Origin of the sequence: Streptococcus vicugnae (assembly GCF_016461705.1) — a bacterium.
GTDB lineage: Bacteria > Bacillota > Bacilli > Lactobacillales > Streptococcaceae > Streptococcus > Streptococcus vicugnae.
Genome location: NZ_JAEMHW010000002.1, coordinates 526195 through 544237, shown reverse-complemented (window position 1 = coordinate 544237; position 18043 = coordinate 526195). Strand labels below are relative to the sequence as shown.

The 18043-nt window shown below is 38.1% G+C and carries 16 protein-coding genes and 2 riboswitches; of the genes, 12 read left to right on the top strand and 4 right to left on the bottom strand.

The window, feature by feature from the left end; genetic code table 11:
• The first annotated feature begins 31 nt into the window (after positions 1–31).
• The 6 genes from JG537_RS06215 to ribH all read left to right on the top strand — a co-directional run bounded on the left by JG537_RS06215 (position 32) and on the right by ribH (position 4844).
• Positions 32–247 carry a helix-turn-helix transcriptional regulator gene (locus JG537_RS06215; protein WP_286782918.1) on the top strand — a complete coding sequence of 72 codons (216 nt, stop codon included), beginning with the start codon at positions 32–34 and terminating at the stop codon, positions 245–247.
• Positions 244–1011: a DUF3169 family protein gene (locus tag JG537_RS06210; protein ID WP_199544350.1), complete on the top strand. Its 768-nt coding sequence runs from the start codon at positions 244–246 to the stop codon at positions 1009–1011. The genes JG537_RS06215 and JG537_RS06210 overlap by 4 nt, the downstream gene beginning before the upstream one ends.
• A gap of 53 nt (positions 1012–1064) precedes the next feature.
• Positions 1065–1318: riboswitch (FMN riboswitch) on the top strand.
• Positions 1319–1534: 216 nt separating this feature from the next.
• Complete coding sequence (gene ribD / locus JG537_RS06205; RefSeq protein WP_199544349.1) at positions 1535–2590, top strand: bifunctional diaminohydroxyphosphoribosylaminopyrimidine deaminase/5-amino-6-(5-phosphoribosylamino)uracil reductase RibD; 1056 nt, start codon at positions 1535–1537, stop codon at positions 2588–2590.
• Positions 2590–3192 (top strand): riboflavin synthase, encoded by a 603-nt coding sequence (locus tag JG537_RS06200; RefSeq protein WP_199544347.1) that lies wholly within the window; start codon positions 2590–2592, stop codon positions 3190–3192. Before ribD ends, JG537_RS06200 begins: the two co-directional genes overlap by 1 nt.
• Complete coding sequence (ribA, locus tag JG537_RS06195) at positions 3193–4371, top strand: GTP cyclohydrolase II (RefSeq protein WP_199544346.1); 1179 nt, start codon at positions 3193–3195, stop codon at positions 4369–4371.
• A gap of 11 nt (positions 4372–4382) precedes the next feature.
• A complete protein-coding gene (gene ribH / locus JG537_RS06190) occupies positions 4383–4844 on the top strand; it encodes a 6,7-dimethyl-8-ribityllumazine synthase (RefSeq protein ID WP_132868926.1) in 462 nt (153 codons plus the stop codon).
• Between the two features lie 70 nt (positions 4845–4914).
• On the opposite strand, the gene thiT is transcribed toward ribH, so the two are convergent.
• The 4 genes from thiT to nrdH all read right to left on the bottom strand — a co-directional run bounded on the left by thiT (position 4915) and on the right by nrdH (position 9396).
• Positions 4915–5481, bottom strand: a complete 567-nt coding sequence (thiT, locus tag JG537_RS06185; RefSeq protein WP_074869132.1) for an energy-coupled thiamine transporter ThiT — start codon at positions 5479–5481, stop codon at positions 4915–4917.
• Positions 5482–5550: 69 nt separating this feature from the next.
• Positions 5551–5648: riboswitch (TPP riboswitch) on the bottom strand.
• Positions 5649–5748: 100 nt separating this feature from the next.
• Positions 5749–6711, bottom strand: coding sequence for a class 1b ribonucleoside-diphosphate reductase subunit beta (gene nrdF, locus JG537_RS06180; protein ID WP_199544344.1), 963 nt, complete (start codon positions 6709–6711; stop codon positions 5749–5751).
• Positions 6712–6939: 228 nt separating this feature from the next.
• Positions 6940–9099 carry a class 1b ribonucleoside-diphosphate reductase subunit alpha gene (gene nrdE, locus JG537_RS06175; protein ID WP_199544342.1) on the bottom strand — a complete coding sequence of 720 codons (2160 nt, stop codon included), beginning with the start codon at positions 9097–9099 and terminating at the stop codon, positions 6940–6942.
• Between the two features lie 69 nt (positions 9100–9168).
• Positions 9169–9396 carry a glutaredoxin-like protein NrdH gene (gene nrdH / locus JG537_RS06170; RefSeq protein ID WP_074481950.1) on the bottom strand — a complete coding sequence of 76 codons (228 nt, stop codon included), beginning with the start codon at positions 9394–9396 and terminating at the stop codon, positions 9169–9171.
• A gap of 283 nt (positions 9397–9679) precedes the next feature.
• Here nrdH and acnA point away from each other — a divergent pair, with 283 nt between their 5' ends.
• The 6 genes from acnA to ptsP all read left to right on the top strand — a co-directional run bounded on the left by acnA (position 9680) and on the right by ptsP (position 17770).
• Positions 9680–12343 (top strand): aconitate hydratase AcnA, encoded by a 2664-nt coding sequence (acnA, locus tag JG537_RS06165; RefSeq protein ID WP_199544340.1) that lies wholly within the window; start codon positions 9680–9682, stop codon positions 12341–12343.
• Positions 12344–12346: 3 nt separating this feature from the next.
• Complete coding sequence (locus tag JG537_RS06160; RefSeq protein WP_199544338.1) at positions 12347–13465, top strand: citrate synthase; 1119 nt, start codon at positions 12347–12349, stop codon at positions 13463–13465.
• Between the two features lie 30 nt (positions 13466–13495).
• The gene (icd, locus tag JG537_RS06155; protein WP_199544337.1) at positions 13496–14671 is read left to right on the top strand and encodes an NADP-dependent isocitrate dehydrogenase; all 1176 of its coding nucleotides are present in this window, start codon (positions 13496–13498) and stop codon (positions 14669–14671) included.
• 77 nt (positions 14672–14748) lie between these two features.
• Positions 14749–15549, top strand: coding sequence for a putative ABC transporter permease (locus tag JG537_RS06150; RefSeq protein ID WP_199544335.1), 801 nt, complete (start codon positions 14749–14751; stop codon positions 15547–15549).
• A 219-nt stretch (positions 15550–15768) separates the two neighbouring features.
• Entirely contained in the window at positions 15769–16032 is a 264-nt protein-coding gene (locus JG537_RS06145; RefSeq protein WP_003064009.1) for a phosphocarrier protein HPr, read from the top strand.
• Between the two features lie 4 nt (positions 16033–16036).
• Complete coding sequence (gene ptsP, locus JG537_RS06140) at positions 16037–17770, top strand: phosphoenolpyruvate--protein phosphotransferase (protein WP_132869356.1); 1734 nt, start codon at positions 16037–16039, stop codon at positions 17768–17770.
• Positions 17771–18043: the final 273 nt, after the last annotated feature.

Genomic DNA, 18043 nt, shown 5'->3' with positions numbered 1-18043 from the left:
AGTAGTGTTAGTTACTAGAATGGAGGGTATTTTGGTCTTAAAGAATCGTCTTAAAGAATTGCGTGCACGTGAGGGGTTAAATCAAACTCAATTAGCGAAACTAGCTAGGGTTTCTAGACAAACCATTAGTCTCCTAGAGCGTAACGAATATACACCGTCAGTGATTATTGCTCTACGCATTGCACACATATTTAATGAACCTGTCGAAAATGTTTTTAGTCTTGATGAAGAGGGAGAAGAAGAATGAAAAAAGCAAAACAATTAACAACTAAACAACGTATCCTAATGTACCTCGGAATTGCCATAACGAGTGCACTTGTAGGTGGGCTTACTGGTTTTTTTGGTGTTGGTTTTGGTGATAACGTGTTAACGTTTAATTATGATACTTTTATGGTTTTGGCTTATGGGATTACTACTATTTCAATTTTTGTCACATTATGGTTCGTGTATCAAGCAAATCATTACCATAATCGTTATGAAAGCATGGGTGATGATGCTGATGAAGATGATAATTATGAGATTTATCGCAAGACATTTAAAAATTTAGAGTTTGCAACAATTTTCTACAATGCCTCAGCAGCCTTAATTCTCCTTTCAATATTTGGTGATGTTTACGGTTTCCATGATAGAATTGTTAGCGGTGCTGCCCTTAATTTTACAGCATATGTAAAAGATATCATTTTCCTAGTTCTGCTAATTATTTTCCAAGTGATGATATTTAAATTAATTCAAAAAATTCGTCACTACAAATTATCAGCTATGCCAACAATTAAAGAAGTAAAAGAATTTGCTTACTCTTATGATGAAGGTGAACTTCAAGCAAATTATGAACAAGCTTTCTTAATTGTTTTCAATCTGAACCAATTTTTACCAATTGTTTATGTGATTCTATACATTTTAGCAATTGTGAGCTCTATTGATGTTATGTCAGGTTTTGTCGTTGCGACAGTAATCTATCTCTACATTAACCTTGCGAACATTCGTTTTGTTAATAAATATTTCAGAAAATAAGAAAAATGATTGACAGCGTTTTTAAATCGTGCTAATCTAAGAAAGAATTGAATAGTTTTCTTCGGGGCAGGGTGTGATTCCCGACCGACGGTAATGTTGTCTCGTTGATTGGTATTTGCTTTTATTCATTGTTGACGCCTTTTGCTTAACACCCGTTATGTCTGCGAGGAGTCGCCTAAACTAAAAGCAAATCATCAATCAACCTTGTTTGGTCTGACATGCAGATGAGAGAGCTAAGTCCGTGAGCGCAAGCTGATCTGGTGAGATTCCAGAACCGACAGTATAGTCTGGATGAGAGAAGAAGTTGATAGAGTATCAAAGAGTGAGTCTCTTACTTTTTGGAATACTTTTTTAGTTGTCTTTAATTGCCTCGTAGTGTATTGCTACGAGGTTTTTGATTGCAGTTAATAGTTTTGGTGTCGGTTAATACTGGCACAGAAATGACTAATCTCGGGGAAAAGAGTTTTAGCTAGATAGCTAAGCTTGCTTTTCTTGGGATTTTTTTGTTGGAAAGGAGGCTTATATGCACGAAGTTTATATGGCACAAGCAATTGCAGAAGCTAGAAATGGCTTTAGGCAGACCTATACCAATCCTTTGGTTGGTGCGGTCATCGTTAAAGATAATCGTGTGATTGCTCGTGGAGCGCATTTGCAGTATGGTTATGAGCATGCTGAGAAAAATGCGATTTTGCATTGTGAAGCTCCTGAAGAACTCCTCAATTCAACACTTTATGTAACGTTAGAACCTTGTCATCATACTGGGAAGCAACCGCCTTGTACGCAGGCGATTATTGAAGCTGGCATTAAAAAGGTCGTTGTTGGACAGCTTGACCCCAATCCTTTGGTTGCTGGAAAAGGTTTAGAATTCTTGAAAAGTCAAGGAATCGATGTCATCACACAGGTTTTGGAAAATGAGGCACGCGCACTCAATCCGCATTATAATTTCTATCATGAATACAAGCGCCCCTATGTGGTTTTGAAACAAGCGGTGAGCTTGGATGGGAAAATTGCGGTGCTTGGCAAACGAACTGCCTTGACTGATGATGAAACCAACCGTTTTGTTCATGATGAGCGAGATGACTACAAAGCCATTTTGGTTGGTGCTGACACGGTTTTGATTGATAATCCACAATTATTGGGTGCTGGAACGAGTTTGTATCCGCCAGTACGTGTGATTTTGGATGAAGCAGGACGCATTTTTGACAAACGAGAGTTACAAATTTTTAAAAATCAATCAGCGCCAGTTTACATTTTTAGTAGGCGACAAGTTGCGAATTTGCCTGCGCATATCACGGTCATATCTTTAGATAATTTTTCCATTGCTAACATTTTGCAGGCGCTTTATGAGAAAAAGATTCAGTCTGTTTATGTCGAGGGCGGAGCGCAGGTTCATGATGCGTTTTTAGCGAGCGATTTATGGGATGAACTCATTTCTTACGTGACCCCTAAGGTGATTGGTGGCAATGGCAGAACTGCTATAGCAAGTTCTCGTCAGGTTGAACAAGTTTACGATTTGCAGGATTTTTCAGTTCAAACAATTGGCACTAATCTGCGTTTGTCAGTCAAAAGGAGGTTGTGATGTTTACAGGATTAATTCAAGAACAAGGGCGTATCAGCCGAATTGTCAAACAGCAACACAGTATCAAATTAACTTGCAAAGCTTCACGAAAATTATTAGCGGATTACAAAATCGGTGATAGTATGGCAATCAATGGTGTCTGTCTAACTTGCGTAGCAAAAGCAGGTGATATGTTTACGGTAGATATCATGCCAGAAACCTTTAGAAGAACGATTTTTTCAACTTGTCGTATTGGGGATTTGGTTAATTTAGAGTTAGCAATGTCTGCTAAGGCTCGTTTTGAAGGGCACCTTGTGACAGGACATGTTGATAGCGTTGCGACACTTGTTCAAAAACAAAGTGATGAAAATGCTATTGTGCTTAGTTTTGCTTTTCCAAAAGAATTGGAAGGTCAAATCGTGGGTCAGGGGTCAATTGCAGTTAATGGTGTTAGTTTGACGGTGGCATCTGTCAAGTCAGGACAGTTTACTGTGTCATTGATTCCGCACACAGCTAAAGAAACGAATCTGGCTCAGCTTAAAAAAGGTGATAAGGTCAATATTGAGACAGATATTTTAGCCAAATACATGCAAGCACAAATGGCAAAAATGGGAGGACAATAAATGTTTAAGGATGTTGAAAAAGCACTTGCTGATTTAAAAGCAGGTAAATTAATTGTAGTGGTTGATGATGATGACCGCGAAGCAGAAGGAGACTTGGTCGGTTTAGCAGAATTGGTAACTCCAGAAAATGTGAATTTTATGACAGCGCACGCGCGTGGCTTGATTTGCGCACCAGTATCAAAACGTATTGCTAAGCATTTGGAACTATCTCCAATGTCAGAAGAAAACACTGATGCACACGGCACAGCCTTCACTATTAGTGTCGACCACAAGGAGACATCAACGGGTATTTCAGCATTTGATCGTGCTAAAACTATTCAAGCTTTGGCATCACAAAGTAGTAAAGCTAGCGATTTTCATCGCCCTGGGCATATGTTTCCTTTAGTGGGACGAAGTGGCGGTGTTTTGCAACGTCGAGGGCACACCGAAGCCAGCCTTGATTTGGTGCGTTTGGCTGGTAGTACAGAAGCTGCATATATTTGTGAAATTTTAAAAGAAGATGGCACTATGGCCCGTAAGACTGATTTATACACGTATGCTGAGAAATGGAATTTGACCATGATTGAAGTGGGTGATATTGCCCGTTATGTGAGTTTTCAAGATAGCCCAAAGGTAAAGTTGCCATCGGCTTATGGTGATTTTGAGTTGCGCTTGTTTGAAGATGAAGAACACCGTGAGCATGTTTTGCTGTCAAAGGGTGATTTAACAAGTGATGAACCGCTTTTAGTTCGTCTGCATTCCGAATGTTTGACAGGAGATATCTTTGGTTCTTTACGTTGTGATTGTGGTGAGCAATTACATGCAGCAATGCACCAAATTGATAAAGTTGGGCGCGGAGCTATTTTGTACCTTCGACAAGAGGGACGTGGCATTGGACTTAAAAACAAACTTAAGGCTTACCAGTTGCAAGAAGAAGGTATGGATACCTATGATGCCAACCTTGAACTTGGTTTTGCACCAGATGAGCGCGATTATCAAATTGCGGCAGATATTCTATCATTTTTGAATATTAAGCAAATCAAGTTATTGACTAACAATCCTGACAAGTTAGAGCAACTTGAAAAATCTGGCGTTGAGATTGTTGAACGCTTGCCTTTGCAGATGCCGGCCCATCAAGAAAATCGTGCTTATTTGCAAACCAAACAAGAAAAATTTCATCATTTACTACATATCGTATAAGGAGAAAAATCATGACAACATTTGAAGGAAAATTTATCGGAAAAGACTTAAAAATTGCTATTGTAGTCGCACGTTTTAATGAATTTATCACCTCAAAATTATTGGGAGGTGCCATGGATGGTTTGATTCGCAACGAAGTAGCTGAAGAAGATATTGATGTTTATTGGGTCCCAGGTGCTTTTGAGATTCCATTCATGACCAAAAAAATTGTTGCGACTGGCAAATACGATGGAGTTATCACACTCGGAAGTGTTATCCGTGGGTCAACTAGTCATTATGACCTTGTTTGTAATGAAGTGGCAAAAGGTGTTGGTCAAATCAATCTTACGAGTGATATTCCAGTCATGTTTGGCGTGATTACGACAGAAGATATCGAACAAGCTATCGAACGCTCAGGTTCAAAAGCTGGAAATAAAGGTAGCGAATGTGCACAAGGTGTACTTGAAATGATTAATCTGGCAAAACAACTCTAAATTGAAGACATGACAAAAAGCTAAGGCAAGCAGCCTTAGCTTTTGTAGTGTTACGCTTAAAGAGGAATAGTTATTTTTTTACCAAGAAAAGTTTTCCTTGTGTTGGTATGATAATAGCAAGTGCTAAAATGACAAAAATCAAAGTCAATAGTCCAGCTGTTCCGTTGACGGTAAATGAATACCAGTAGGGAGACATGCCTTTTGGAGCATAGCTTCCCCAGAAGATAAAGCCTGCTACATAATGCCAGAAATAGCGGACGAAAACAGCAAGTATCGCACCGATAGTTGAGTAAATTAAAGCGCGTCCCTTGTTATCTTTAGAAAGAGCATTTTGAAATGGTGCAGATAGAAAACCAGCTAATCCCATCGAGATAAAGGCGATAATGTATTCAATAATAACTTGTGATAAAGCCAAGTACCAAACTTTTCCTAAAATGAAATGAAGTAATCCCCAAATCAAACCAGCCAAAGTTCCATATTTTGGACCACGTCTTAGAGCAAAGAGAACGACAGGGACAGTACCAAATGAAGGGGTGAACCAACTAGCAAAATCTGGGATATAAGATAAGGCCATGGCAAAAGCAGCAACAAGTGCAGTCTCAATTAAAGCAGACAATTGAGAATTCTTTGACGACATAAAAAGCTCCTTCTAATACAAAGGAGCTTTTTACTGATAATATGTTCAATGCGATTTCAAACAAGTTTAAAAAAGTCATGTCACAATCCCTACGCTCGTCCTAACGAGATCAGGTTATCAGGATTTCGCAAATGCGATCTCAGCCAGAGGCACTCCTTTGTGAGTTATATTTTGCTTATAGTCTAGCATGAAAGAAAGTTTCTTGTCAAGACACTTCGCAACAATTTTTTGAAAATTCTAATTTATTTTTGAAAATTTTTGAAAATGCTAATCAAGACCATAATTGTAATCATCATCTTGCATAGCTTCGACAGAACCAAGAAGGTAGCCGTTTCCAACCTGACTAAAGAAGTCGTGATTAGAAGTACCAGTTGAGATACCATTCATGACGATTGGATTGACATCGTTAGCACTATCAGGGAATAGCGGATCTTGGCCTAAGTTCATAAGAGCTTTATTAGCGTTGTAGCGTAAGAAAGTCAGAACTTCTTCGGTCCAGCCCACTTCGTCATAGAGTGTTTTAGTATAATTTTCTTCATTTTCATAAAGTTGGTAAAGTAAATCATACATCCAGTCACGCAATTCTTCTTGTTCTTCTTCGGATAATTCATTGAAACCAAGCTGGAATTTATAACCAATGTAAGTGCCATGAACAGATTCATCACGGATAATTAATTTGATAATTTCAGCGACGTTTGCCAATTTATTGTTACCAAGATAATAAAGAGGGGTGAAAAATCCAGAATAGAAGAGGAAGGTTTCAAGGAAAGTTGAGGCAACTTTTTTTTGCAGAGCAGTACCATTTTCATAAATATCATTAATGATTTTAGCTTTTTTCTGCAAATATTCGTTGTTATTTGTCCATTCAAAAATAGCTTCAATCTCTGATTTTGTATTCAGGGTTGAAAAAATAGAAGAGTAAGATTTGGCATGGACTGACTCCATGAATTGAATATTGTTGAGAACAGCTTCTTCATGAGGTGTTCTGACATCTGCACGAATAGCTTCAACACCAGATTCTGATTGCATGGTATCAAGAAGAGTTAAGCCACCAAATACCTTACCAACCAAATCTTTTTCTTGGTCTGAGAGTTTACGCCAGTCATCTAAATCATTTGAAAGCGGAATACGTGTATCTAGCCAGAATTGTTCTGTTAATTTTTCCCAAGTTGATTTATCAATGACATCTTCAATCTCATTCCAATTAATGGCTTTATAATATGTAGTCATGTTTCTGATTTCTCCTAAGAGTAGTTATAAGAAAGCTAGCCAGAAGACTGGCGCTTCAATTGAAGTTCTTTAAGTTGTACCGGTTCAAGTCGTCACATAGCAGTTATCACACAAAACCAAATGACTCGATACTAGTCATTTGATGAAGTTAGTAAGTGAACTAGGGAATCCGCTATAGCGGTTGCCGTCTTGTTATTAGGTTTTTTAGTACCAATAACAAGTGTTCAGTTAAATCACACAGCTTTCGCATTGGTTTGAACCAACTTCTTCCCCATCATCAGTGAAAGTACGGATGTAATAAATTGATTTAAGACCTTTATTGAAAGCATAATGACGCAAGATAGACAGGTCGCGAGTAGTTTGTTTACTTTGCGTTTTCCATTCATAGAGTCCTTCTGGAATGTCACTGCGCAAGAACAATGTGAGTGATAATCCTTGATCGACGTGTTCAGTAGCTGCAGCGTAAACATCAATCACTTTTCGCATATCCATATCATAAGCAGAAGTGTAATAAGGAATAGTATCTGTAGACAAACCTGCAGCAGGGTAGTAAATCTTACCAATTTTCTTTTCTTGACGTTCTTCAATACGTTGTGTAATTGGATGAAGTGAAGCAGAGACATCGTTGATGTAAGAAATAGAACCATTTGGGGCAACAGCTAAGCGATTTTGGTGATAGAGCCCGTCTGTCATAATAGCATCACGAAGCTCAGCCCAATCTTTTCCACTAGGGATAAAGTGATTCGCAAAAAGTTCTTTAACACGGTCAGATTTTGGTACAAATTCACCTGTGATGTATTTATCAAAGTAACTTCCGTCCGCGTATTTTGACTTTTCAAATCCTACAAATGTCTGCTTGCGTTCGCGGGCAATCTGATTAGATTCGACTAATGTCCAGTAATTGAGCAACGTGAAATAGATGTTTGTAAATTCAATAGATTCCGGACTTCCATAGTGAATATGGTTTTGAGCTAGGTAGGTGTGAAGTCCCATAGCACCAAGTCCAAAGGTATGAGCTTGTTCATTCCCATGCTTGATTGTTGGCACAGCTTCAATTGATGACGTATCTGAAACAAAAGTTAGAGCGCGTGTCATAGCTTTAATAGAGCGACCAAAATCTGGAGAAGTCATCATATTAACCACGTTAGTTGATCCTAAATTACATGAAATATCTGTCCCCATTTTGACAAATTCTTGGGCATCGTTGATAATGCTTGGCTTTTGAACCTGAAGAACTTCAGAACATAGGTTTGACATGATGATTTTACCATCGATTGGATTAGTACGGTTAGCTGTGTCAATGTTAATCACATAAGGGTAGCCGGATTCTTGTTGGAGTTTTGAAATTTCAGTTTCCAAATCACGCGCTTTAATCTTAGTTTTAACAATGTTAGGATTAGCAACCATTTTGTCGTATTCTGCTGTGATGTCTACATAGCTGTAAGGAACACCGTACTCACGCTCAACACTATATGGACTGAAGAGGTACATGTCTTCATTTTTACGTGCTAGTTCGTAGAATTTATCTGGCACAGTGATTCCAAGTGACAGTGTTTTGACACGCACTTTTTCATCAGCGTTTTCTTTTTTAGTAGATAAGAAAGCCATGATATCTGGGTGGAAAACATCCAGGTAAACCGCACCAGCACCTTGGCGCTGCCCCAGTTGGTTAGAATACGAAAAGCTATCTTCAAAGAGCTTCATGACTGGTACCACACCAGATGCTGCGCCTTCGTAACCTTTGATAGGAGCACCAGCCTCACGTAGATTTGAAAGGCTAATACCAACACCGCCTCCGATACGTGACAATTGCAAAGCTGAGTTGATAGAACGTCCGATAGCATTCATGTCATCAGTAACTGAAATTAGGAAACACGATACAAATTCTCCTCGTCGACTACGACCTGCATTCAAGAAAGAAGGAGTAGCTGGTTGGTAACGCTGGTTAATCATTTCAGTGGCTAAATCACGAGCTAATGTCTCATTGCCATTGGCAAAATAGAGTGCATTAAAAAGGACACGGTCTTCGATGCTTTCAAGGTATTGACTACCGTCGTTTGTTTTTAATGCATATTGCTGGTAAAACTTGTAGGCTGCCATGAATGATTTGAAGCGGAAATTGTGAGATCTTAATTCTTCAGATAATGATTCAATGAACTCTGGAGAATAGTTACTGATGAATTCAGCTTCAATGTAGTCATTTGTGATTAAGTAGCTGATTTTTTCTGAAATGTTCTTGAAAGTCATTGTATTGGGAATGACATTTTCAGAAAAGAAGGCTTTCAGAGCTTCTTTATCTTTATTTAAGGGGATTTGTCCATTGACTGGACGGTTAATTTCATTATTAAGGCGAAAGTATGATACATCGCCGAGATTTTTAAGACTCATAAAGTAAGATACCAAGCTCGTTTGTCGGGCAAGGTAATTCCTTTCTAATTAAAGATGGAAGTAGTGTAGTTAAACAATTTCTTTTAACTTACTTGGTTGAAAGCCAGAGAATACGATATCGCCGGCTTTGATAACTGGAGCAGCAGTGAAACCAAGGCTTTTAACGTAATCAATCATGTCTGGACGCTCATCGATATTAATTTCTTGGAAATCAGCCCCCTCTTTTTCTAAAAGCTTTTTGGTCATTTTGCATTGCATGCAATTATTTTTTGAAAAAAGTGTAATTTTGTTAGCCATTAGGCTTTCCTCCATAAATCGATATCTTTTTTTAATTCAATGTTTAATTAGAATAACCAAAATTTACCAAAAAAGCAAACAAAAAGGCTTACAAAAACACAACATATAGTACCTTGTTGTTGAAAGCGATACAAAATGTAGTGATATCAAGCGTTTTTGGAAAACGACCAACAAGGTGACAAGTTGTGTCAGAAAACCTAACATATACCTGTAAATTAATGTTGACAAAATTTTCTGAATTTTGTATAATTAAAACACCATAATTATAATCGGGGGTCCGTACATGACAGAGTTCTTATCTAAATTTTCTTTCAAAGAGAATGACTATTCTTACCTTAATCTTGAAGAAGCCGTTTCTCATTATGGAGGAAATATCAAAAGAATCCCTTACACTATTCGTATATTACTTGAAAGTTTACTCAGAAAGTATGATGGAGTAGATGTCACAAAATCTCACATTGAAAATTTAGCAACTTACAATCCTAAAAACATCCAAGGCGAGGTGCCTTTCAAACCAAGTCGTGTTATCCTACAAGATTTCACTGGTGTACCAGTTGTGGTTGACCTTGCCTCAATGCGTGATGCCATTGTCTCAAACGGTGGTGATGCAGAACTTATTAATCCTGAAATTCCTGTTGATTTGGTTATTGACCACAGTGTTCAAGTCGATTTCTTCGGTTGTGACACAGCTTTAGAAGATAACATTAACATGGAATTTAAACGTAACAATGAGCGTTATGAATTTTTGAAATGGGCAGAAAAATCATTTGATAACTATCGCGCTGTTCCACCAGCAACAGGGATTATCCACCAAGTTAATATTGAATATTTAAGCGATGTTGTTATTGAAAAAGATGGCATGCTTTATCCTGATTCAATGTTTGGTACTGATAGTCATACAACAATGATTAATGGTATTGGTGTGCTTGGTTGGGGTGTTGGAGGTATTGAAGCTGAAGCAGCTATGCTTGGTGAAGCGTCATTCTTCCCAATTCCAGAAGTCATCGGTGTCCGTTTGACAGGTAAATTGCCTAAGATTGCGACTGCAACTGACTTGGCACTTAAAGTGACACAAGTCCTTCGTCAAGAAAAAGTTGTCGGCAAATTCGTTGAGTACTTTGGTGATGGTCTTTCAAATCTTAGCCTTGCAGAGCGTGCAACTATCGCTAATATGGCTCCTGAATACGGTGCAACATGTGGTTATTTCCCAATCGATGATGAAACACTTAACTACATGCGTTTGACAAACCGTGATGAAACTCACATCGAATTGACAAAAGAATATGCTAAACGTAACAATCTTTTCTACGATCCAGAACATCAAGCTGAATACACTAAAGTCGTTGAAATTGATTTATCTACTATTTCACCAAGTATCTCTGGACCAAAACGTCCACAAGATTTGATTGATTTGACACAAGCTAAACAAACTTTCCAAGAAAGTTTGGTACGTGAAGCAGGTGTTCAAGGATTTGGTCTAACAGCTGATGAAATTAATAAAACAGCAACTGTTCATTTTGAAGATCAAGATGTTGAGATTAAGACTGGACATGTGGCAATTGCAGCTATCACGTCATGTACGAATACATCAAATCCTTACGTACTCATGTCAGCTGGATTACTTGCTAAAAATGCTGTTGAACGAGGTCTACGCGTAGCTCCGACAGTTAAAACATCACTTGCTCCTGGTTCAAAAGTGGTGACAGGTTATCTTCGAAACTCTGGTTTGCAAACTTATCTAGATACACTTGGCTTTAATATTGTTGGTTATGGTTGTACAACATGTATCGGTAACTCAGGTAGCCTTCGTCCAGAAGTAGCCGAGGCAATTACTGATACTGATTTGCTAGCGTCAGCTGTTTTATCAGGTAACCGTAACTTTGAAGGACGTGTTAATCCACTTGTCAAAGCTAATTTCCTTGCTAGCCCACCGCTTGTTGTGGCCTATGCACTTGCTGGAAATACTAACATCGATTTGACAACAGAACCGCTTGGTTTTGATCAAAATAATGAACCAGTCTACCTTAAAGACATTATGCCAACAAATGACGAAGTGGCAAAATATGTTGATCAATTTGTCACGCGTGAGTTGTTCGAACATGAGTATGAACATGTCTTTACAGATAGTGAAAAATGGAACCAAATTCCAACAGAAGAAAGTAAAATTTACCATTGGAATGAAGCGTCAACATACATCCAAAATCCACCATACTTTGATCACTTGGGTGATGATTTAGCAATCAAACCACTTAAGAACCTTAAACCATTGGCTAAATTTGGTGATAGTGTCACAACTGACCACATCTCACCAGCTGGTAACATCGCTAAAAATAGCCCTGCCGCTAAATACTTGACTGAACACGGTGTAGATTACCTTGATTTCAACTCATATGGTAGTCGTCGTGGTAATCACGAAGTCATGATGCGCGGAACATTTGCCAATATCCGTATTCAAAACCAATTAGCCGATGGTAAAATTGGTGGTTATACAAAATATAACGGTGAATTGATGCCAATCTATGATGCAGCTATGCATTATAAAGAAGATAATGTTGACACTTTGGTCATTGCTGGTAAAGATTACGGTATGGGATCAAGTCGTGACTGGGCTGCTAAAGGTTCAAATCTTCTCGGTGTTAAGGCTGTTCTTGCTGAAAGTTTTGAACGTATTCACCGCTCAAACCTTGTTATGATGGGTGTGTTGCCATTGCAATTCTTAGAAGGTGAAACAGCAGAAAGCCTTGGATTAACAGGTTACGAAACATACGATATTAACCTTTCAGAAAATCCTGGTATTCACGATATTGTTGATGTGATTGCACGTGATGAATCAGGTGAAAAACACTTTAAAGCCATGGTACGTTTTGATGCGGATGCTGACATCCGTTACTACAAAAACGGTGGAATTCTACCAATGGTTGTTAGAAAGAAATTAGGGGGTGCTTAATATATGACAGGATCAAGTGGATTAAAAGACTTAATCGCCTGTAATACCCGTATTAGCTCGATTATTAATGATAATCTATCTTACGCAGGTTATAATATTTCAGAATTGATGGACAATGACGCAAGTTTCGAAGAAGTGATTTACCTTCTTTGGAACCTTCATTTGCCAAATAAAACACAACTTGATGATTTTGTAAAATTACTTCGTGATAATTACGCTATCAGTGACGCTGTTGTGCAATGTATTATGATTCAATCACGTAATCATTTGCATCCGATGAGTGTTCTTCGTTCAACAGTTAGTTTGCTCGGAGTTTACAATGTTAATGCAGAAGATAACTCAGAAGAAGCAACTTACGAACAATCTATTCAATTAATGGCAAAGATGCCAACCATCATTGCAGCTTTTGCTCGTTTGCGTGAAGGAAAAACACCAGTAGCACCACGCAAGGACTTGTGCTTTGCCGCCAATTTCCTTTATATGCTAAATGGTGAAGAACCAACAGAATTGCAAGTTAAAGCTTTAAATCGAGCTTTGGTTTTACATGCTGATCATGAATTAAATGCCTCAACATTTGCCGCTCGTGTCTGTGCGTCAACTTTGGCTGATATTTATTCTTGTGTAACAACAGCGATTGGTACCCTTAAAGGACCTCTTCACGGTGGCGCTAATGAACGTGTTTTCGACATGTTGACTGAAATCCGTGAAATGGGTGATACTAAAGCTTATCTAAAAGAAAAACTTGATTCACAAGAAAAAATCATGGGATTTGGCCACCGCGTTTATAAAACACAAGACCCACGTGAAAAATATCTTCGTGAAATGGCTCAAGCTTTAACAGAAGGAACTGAAAATGAAATTTGGTTTGACTTGTCTCGTGAAATTGAAGATTACATGAAACATACTAAAGGTTTGATTCCAAATGTCGATTTCTATTCAGCGACAGTTTATCATGTGCTTGGTATTGATAGTTCAATCTTTACGTTGATTTTTGCCATGAGTCGTGTTGCTGGTTGGATTGCTCATATTCAAGAACAACAAAAACATAATAAATTGATTCGTCCACGTTCTCGTTATAAAGGTGAACTTGGTTTGAAATATGTTCCACTTGAAGATCGTTAAAAAAAGATTACGAAAGGAAAAAGGAAAATTATGGCTGATAAAATCACTTTAGAAAATGGCCAATTGGTCGTTTCTAATCATCCAATTATCCCTTTTATTGAAGGGGACGGTGTTGGACGTGACATTTGGAAAAATGCGCGTGCTGTCTTTGATGCTGCTGTTGAAAAAGCTTATCAAGGTCAAAAGAAAGTTGAATGGCATGAACTTTTAGCTGGTAAAAAAGCGCATGAAGCAACTGGTAAATGGTTACCAGAAGAAACGCTTGATACGATTAAAGAAGATTTGATTGCTATTAAAGGTCCTCTAGAAACACCAGTTGGTGGCGGAATCCGTTCACTAAATGTAACGCTTCGCCAAGAATTGGATTTGTATGCTTGTGTTCGTCCAGTTCGTTATTTTAAAGGAATTGAAAGTCCACTTAAAGAACCAGAAAAAACAAGTATTACTATTTTCCGTGAAAATACCGAAGATATTTATGCTGGTATTGAATGGGAAGCTGGCACTCCTGAAGTGAAAAAAGTCATCGAATTCTTGCAAAATGACATGTCTGTCAGCAAGATTCGTTTTCCTGAAACAAGTAGCATTGGTATTAAGCCAATTTCAAAAGAAGGCAGTGAACGTTTGATTCGCTCTGCTATTGAATATGCTCTTGCTAATCAATTAACAAATGTCACAATCGTTCACAAAGGAAACATCCAAAAATTCACTGAAGGTGGCTTCCGAAAATGGGGTTATGAATTAGCAGAACGCGAATACGCAGATGAATTGGCAAGTGGAAAATTGGTTATGAATGACATTATTGCCGATAACTTCTTGCAACAAATTTTGCTTAACCCTGAAAAGTTTGATGTTGTGGCTTTGACAAACCTTAATGGTGACTACGCAAGTGATGCTCTTGCTGCTCAAGTTGGTGGTATCGGAATCTCACCTGGTGCTAATATCAATTATGTGACTGGTCATGCTATTTTTGAAGCGACTCATGGAACAGCACCAGATATTGCTGGAAAAGATATTGCTAATCCTTGTTCAGTTCTTTTGTCAGGCTGTATGTTGTTTGATTACATCGGCTGGACAGAAGTTGCTAGCTTGATTTCTCAAGCAATTGAAAAAACATTTGCCAAAGGTCAATTCACAGCAGATTTAGCTCAGGGTGGAAAAGCTTGCTCAACAAGTGAGTTTGCTGCAAAACTTATTGAAAATATGTAAAACCTAACCTAGGACAAGTCTTGTTCTAGGTTTTTTGTTATAATGAGAATAGTTTGAATTTTAGAGGTTAGAGTTTTATGAGCTATTCTGTGACGGATATTATTTTTTTATTTTTTATCTATTCATTCATCGGTTGGCTTTGGGAGACCATCTATTGTTCTATAAAAGATAAAAAGTTTGCTTATCGTGGCTTTTTGGTCGGACCGTATTGCCCAGTTTATGGCTTTGCGGTGACAACTGTTTTGTTAGCAACACAGCCCTTTCAGCATAATCTTTTAGGTCTCTTTGTTAGTGGTATGCTTGTAGCAACGATATTTGAATTTATTGCAGCTTGGTTGCTGGAGACCTTTTTCCACATGAAACTTTGGGATTACACCAATGAAGTTGGAAATATTAAAGGTTGGATTGCCCCAAGAATTTCTCTTTTTTGGGGATTTAGCATTGTTATTCTTGTTAAATTTATTCAGCCTGATGTGATGCGTTTGATAAATCATTTGAATCAATGGATAGCATTAGGGATTGTTTGTCTTATGACAGCTGATTTGATTTGGACAGTCCTTGATACGGTGAAATTCCAACAAGCAGCGCAAGCTTTTGAAAAATATGTTCGTGCAGAGCAAGAAAAATTACGAGAAACGGTTAAAAATGAAGTGGGAGACTTGTCAAAACAAGCCGAAGTCTTCAGTAAGCGTTTGGATAATCTGCGACTTCATATTAATGATACATTAAAAGAAAAAGGAGTACAGCCATTTCGTTTTAACCAACGTCGTATGCTTCGAAACTATAAAAACTTCAGTTTGACTACGGCACCATTCTTTAATGAGCTTCGAAAACAAACAGCGGCTTTGAAAAGAAAAAAGGCTGATAAAAAAGATTAATCAATAAATGGAAGCGAGTTCAACTTGTTTCTATTTATTTTTGAAAAAAACAGGTAATTTCACAGCCCAAAAGTGCCGTTTTTCCTTAATTTTTCAAAAAAGAAGGCGCATACAAGGTGTGTAACTATTGAAATAAAAAAGGGTTTATGCTATAATCATAGCTTGTAAGGGTTATCATAAGGTAATCCGAAAAAACACAAATAAAAGGAGAACCATAATATGGCTTCAAAAGATTTTCACATTGTTGCAGAAACAGGTATTCACGCACGTCCAGCTACTTTGCTTGTTCAAACAGCTAGCAAATTCGCTTCAGACATCACTCTTGACTACAAAGGTAAAGCAGTAAACCTTAAATCAATCATGGGTGTTATGAGTCTTGGTGTTGGTCAAGGTGCTGACGTAACTATCTCTGCTGAAGGTGCTGACGCTGATGACGCACTTGCAGCAATCGAAGAAACAATGACAAAAGAAGGATTGGCTTAAGAAAATGACAGAAATGCTTAAAGGAATTGCCGCATCTGATGGTGTTGCTGTTGCTAAAGCGTATCTACTCGTTCAACCTGATTTGTCATTTGAAACTGTTACAGTTGAAGATACAAGTGCAGAGGAAGCTCGCCTAGATGCCGCATTGAAAGCATCACAAGACGAGCTTTCTATTATACGTGAAAAAGCAGTAGAAACACTTGGCGAAGAAGCAGCTGCCGTATTTGACGCACATTTAATGGTTCTTGCTGACCCAGAAATGATCAGCCAAATTAAAGAAACTATTCGTGCAAAACAAACTAACGCAGAAGCAGGACTTAAAGAAGTGACTGACATGTTCATCACTATCTTTGAAGGAATGGAAGATAACCCATACATGCAAGAACGTGCCGCAGATATCCGCGACGTTGCTAAACGTGTATTGGCTCACCTTATCGGTGCTAAACTTCCAAACCCTGCAACAATTGATGAAGAATCAATCGTTATTGCACACGATTTGACACCTTCTGATACTGCCCAATTGAACAAACAATTCGTTAAAGCCTTTGTTACAAACATTGGAGGACGTACAAGTCACTCAGCTATCATGGCTCGTACACTTGAAATTGCTGCTGTTCTTGGGACAAACGATATCACTAGCCGTGTTAAAGATGGCGATATCGTTGCTGTAAATGGTATCACTGGTGATGTTATCATCAACCCAACAGATGAAGAAATTGCTGAATTTAAAGCTGCTGGTGAAGCGTATGCTAAACAAAAAGCTGAATGGGCTCTTCTTAAAGATGCTGAAACAGTAACAGCAGATGGTAAACACTTCGAATTGGCAGCTAACATTGGTACACCTAAAGACGTTGAAGGTGTTAATGCTAATGGTGCAGAAGCAGTTGGTCTTTACCGTACAGAATTCTTGTACATGGATTCACAAGACTTCCCAACTGAAGATGAACAATATGAAGCATACAAGGCTGTTCTTGAAGGCATGAATGGTAAACCAGTTGTGGTTCGTACGATGGATATCGGTGGGGATAAAGAACTTCCTTACTTCGACCTTCCAAAAGAAATGAACCCATTCCTTGGATTCCGTGCACTTCGTATTTCTATCTCAGAAACAGGAAATGCAATGTTCCGTACACAAATCCGTGCTCTTCTTCGTGCATCTGTACACGGACAACTTCGTATCATGTTCCCAATGGTTGCACTTCTTAAAGAATTCCGTGCTGCTAAAGCAATCTTTGATGAAGAAAAAGCTAACCTTAAAGCTGAAGGCGTTGCCGTTTCAGATGATATCCAAGTTGGTATCATGATCGAAATTCCAGCTGCAGCTATGCTTGCAGACCAATTTGCGAAAGAAGTTGACTTCTTCTCAATCGGAACAAACGACCTTATCCAATACACAATGGCTGCTGACCGTATGAACGAACAAGTTTCATACCTTTACCAACCATATAATCCATCAATCCTTCGTTTGATTAACAACGTTATCAAAGCAGCTCACGCTGAAGGTAAATGGGCTGGTATGTGTGGTGAAATGGCCGGTGACCAAAAAGCTGTTCCACTTCTTGTCGGAATGGGACTTGACGAGTTCTCTATGTCAGCTACATCAATTCTTCGTACACGTAGCTTGATGAAGAAACTTGACACTGCTAAAATGCAAGAATACGCTAACCGTGCTCTTACAGAATGCTCAACAATGGAAGAAGTTCTTGAGCTTAGCAAAGAATATGTTAATGTTGACTAATTAACATGAGGAAGCTTTTAACATTTTGTTAAAAGCTTTTTTTAATGTTAAAATTTTAAAGATTTTACCTAAATCAAATCAAAAGTATAATATTTTTTCTAATGGAAAATATACAAAAAAATTATAAAAACAAAATTTTGATCAATTGAAAAAATTCTCTAAATTCTGATTATAGCAAAACATATGTAGGAATTAGAGGACTTTTCTCATTTTGTTAGATATTTTATAATTATAACTATTTGACGGTACAAAGTTTTTGTCTAAATTTTCAGA

Excerpts from the sequence above, each read along its gene's own strand:
- JG537_RS06160 (WP_199544338.1), top strand. The coding sequence starts at position 12,347 with ATGACAGGATCAAGTGGATTAAAAGACTTAATCGCCTGTAATACCCGT.
- icd (WP_199544337.1), top strand. The coding sequence starts at position 13,496 with ATGGCTGATAAAATCACTTTAGAAAATGGCCAATTGGTCGTTTCTAAT.
- JG537_RS06150 (WP_199544335.1), top strand. The coding sequence starts at position 14,749 with ATGAGCTATTCTGTGACGGATATTATTTTTTTATTTTTTATCTATTCA.
- JG537_RS06210 (WP_199544350.1), top strand. The coding sequence starts at position 244 with ATGAAAAAAGCAAAACAATTAACAACTAAACAACGTATCCTAATGTAC.
- nrdE (WP_199544342.1), bottom strand. The coding sequence starts at position 9,099 with ATGAGTCTTAAAAATCTCGGCGATGTATCATACTTTCGCCTTAATAAT.
- ribA (WP_199544346.1), top strand. The coding sequence starts at position 3,193 with ATGTTTAAGGATGTTGAAAAAGCACTTGCTGATTTAAAAGCAGGTAAA.
- JG537_RS06200 (WP_199544347.1), top strand. The coding sequence starts at position 2,590 with ATGTTTACAGGATTAATTCAAGAACAAGGGCGTATCAGCCGAATTGTC.
- nrdH (WP_074481950.1), bottom strand. The coding sequence starts at position 9,396 with ATGGCTAACAAAATTACACTTTTTTCAAAAAATAATTGCATGCAATGC.
- thiT (WP_074869132.1), bottom strand. The coding sequence starts at position 5,481 with ATGTCGTCAAAGAATTCTCAATTGTCTGCTTTAATTGAGACTGCACTT.
- JG537_RS06145 (WP_003064009.1), top strand. The coding sequence starts at position 15,769 with ATGGCTTCAAAAGATTTTCACATTGTTGCAGAAACAGGTATTCACGCA.
- ribH (WP_132868926.1), top strand. The coding sequence starts at position 4,383 with ATGACAACATTTGAAGGAAAATTTATCGGAAAAGACTTAAAAATTGCT.
- ptsP (WP_132869356.1), top strand. The coding sequence starts at position 16,037 with ATGACAGAAATGCTTAAAGGAATTGCCGCATCTGATGGTGTTGCTGTT.
- nrdF (WP_199544344.1), bottom strand. The coding sequence starts at position 6,711 with ATGACTACATATTATAAAGCCATTAATTGGAATGAGATTGAAGATGTC.
- acnA (WP_199544340.1), top strand. The coding sequence starts at position 9,680 with ATGACAGAGTTCTTATCTAAATTTTCTTTCAAAGAGAATGACTATTCT.
- ribD (WP_199544349.1), top strand. The coding sequence starts at position 1,535 with ATGCACGAAGTTTATATGGCACAAGCAATTGCAGAAGCTAGAAATGGC.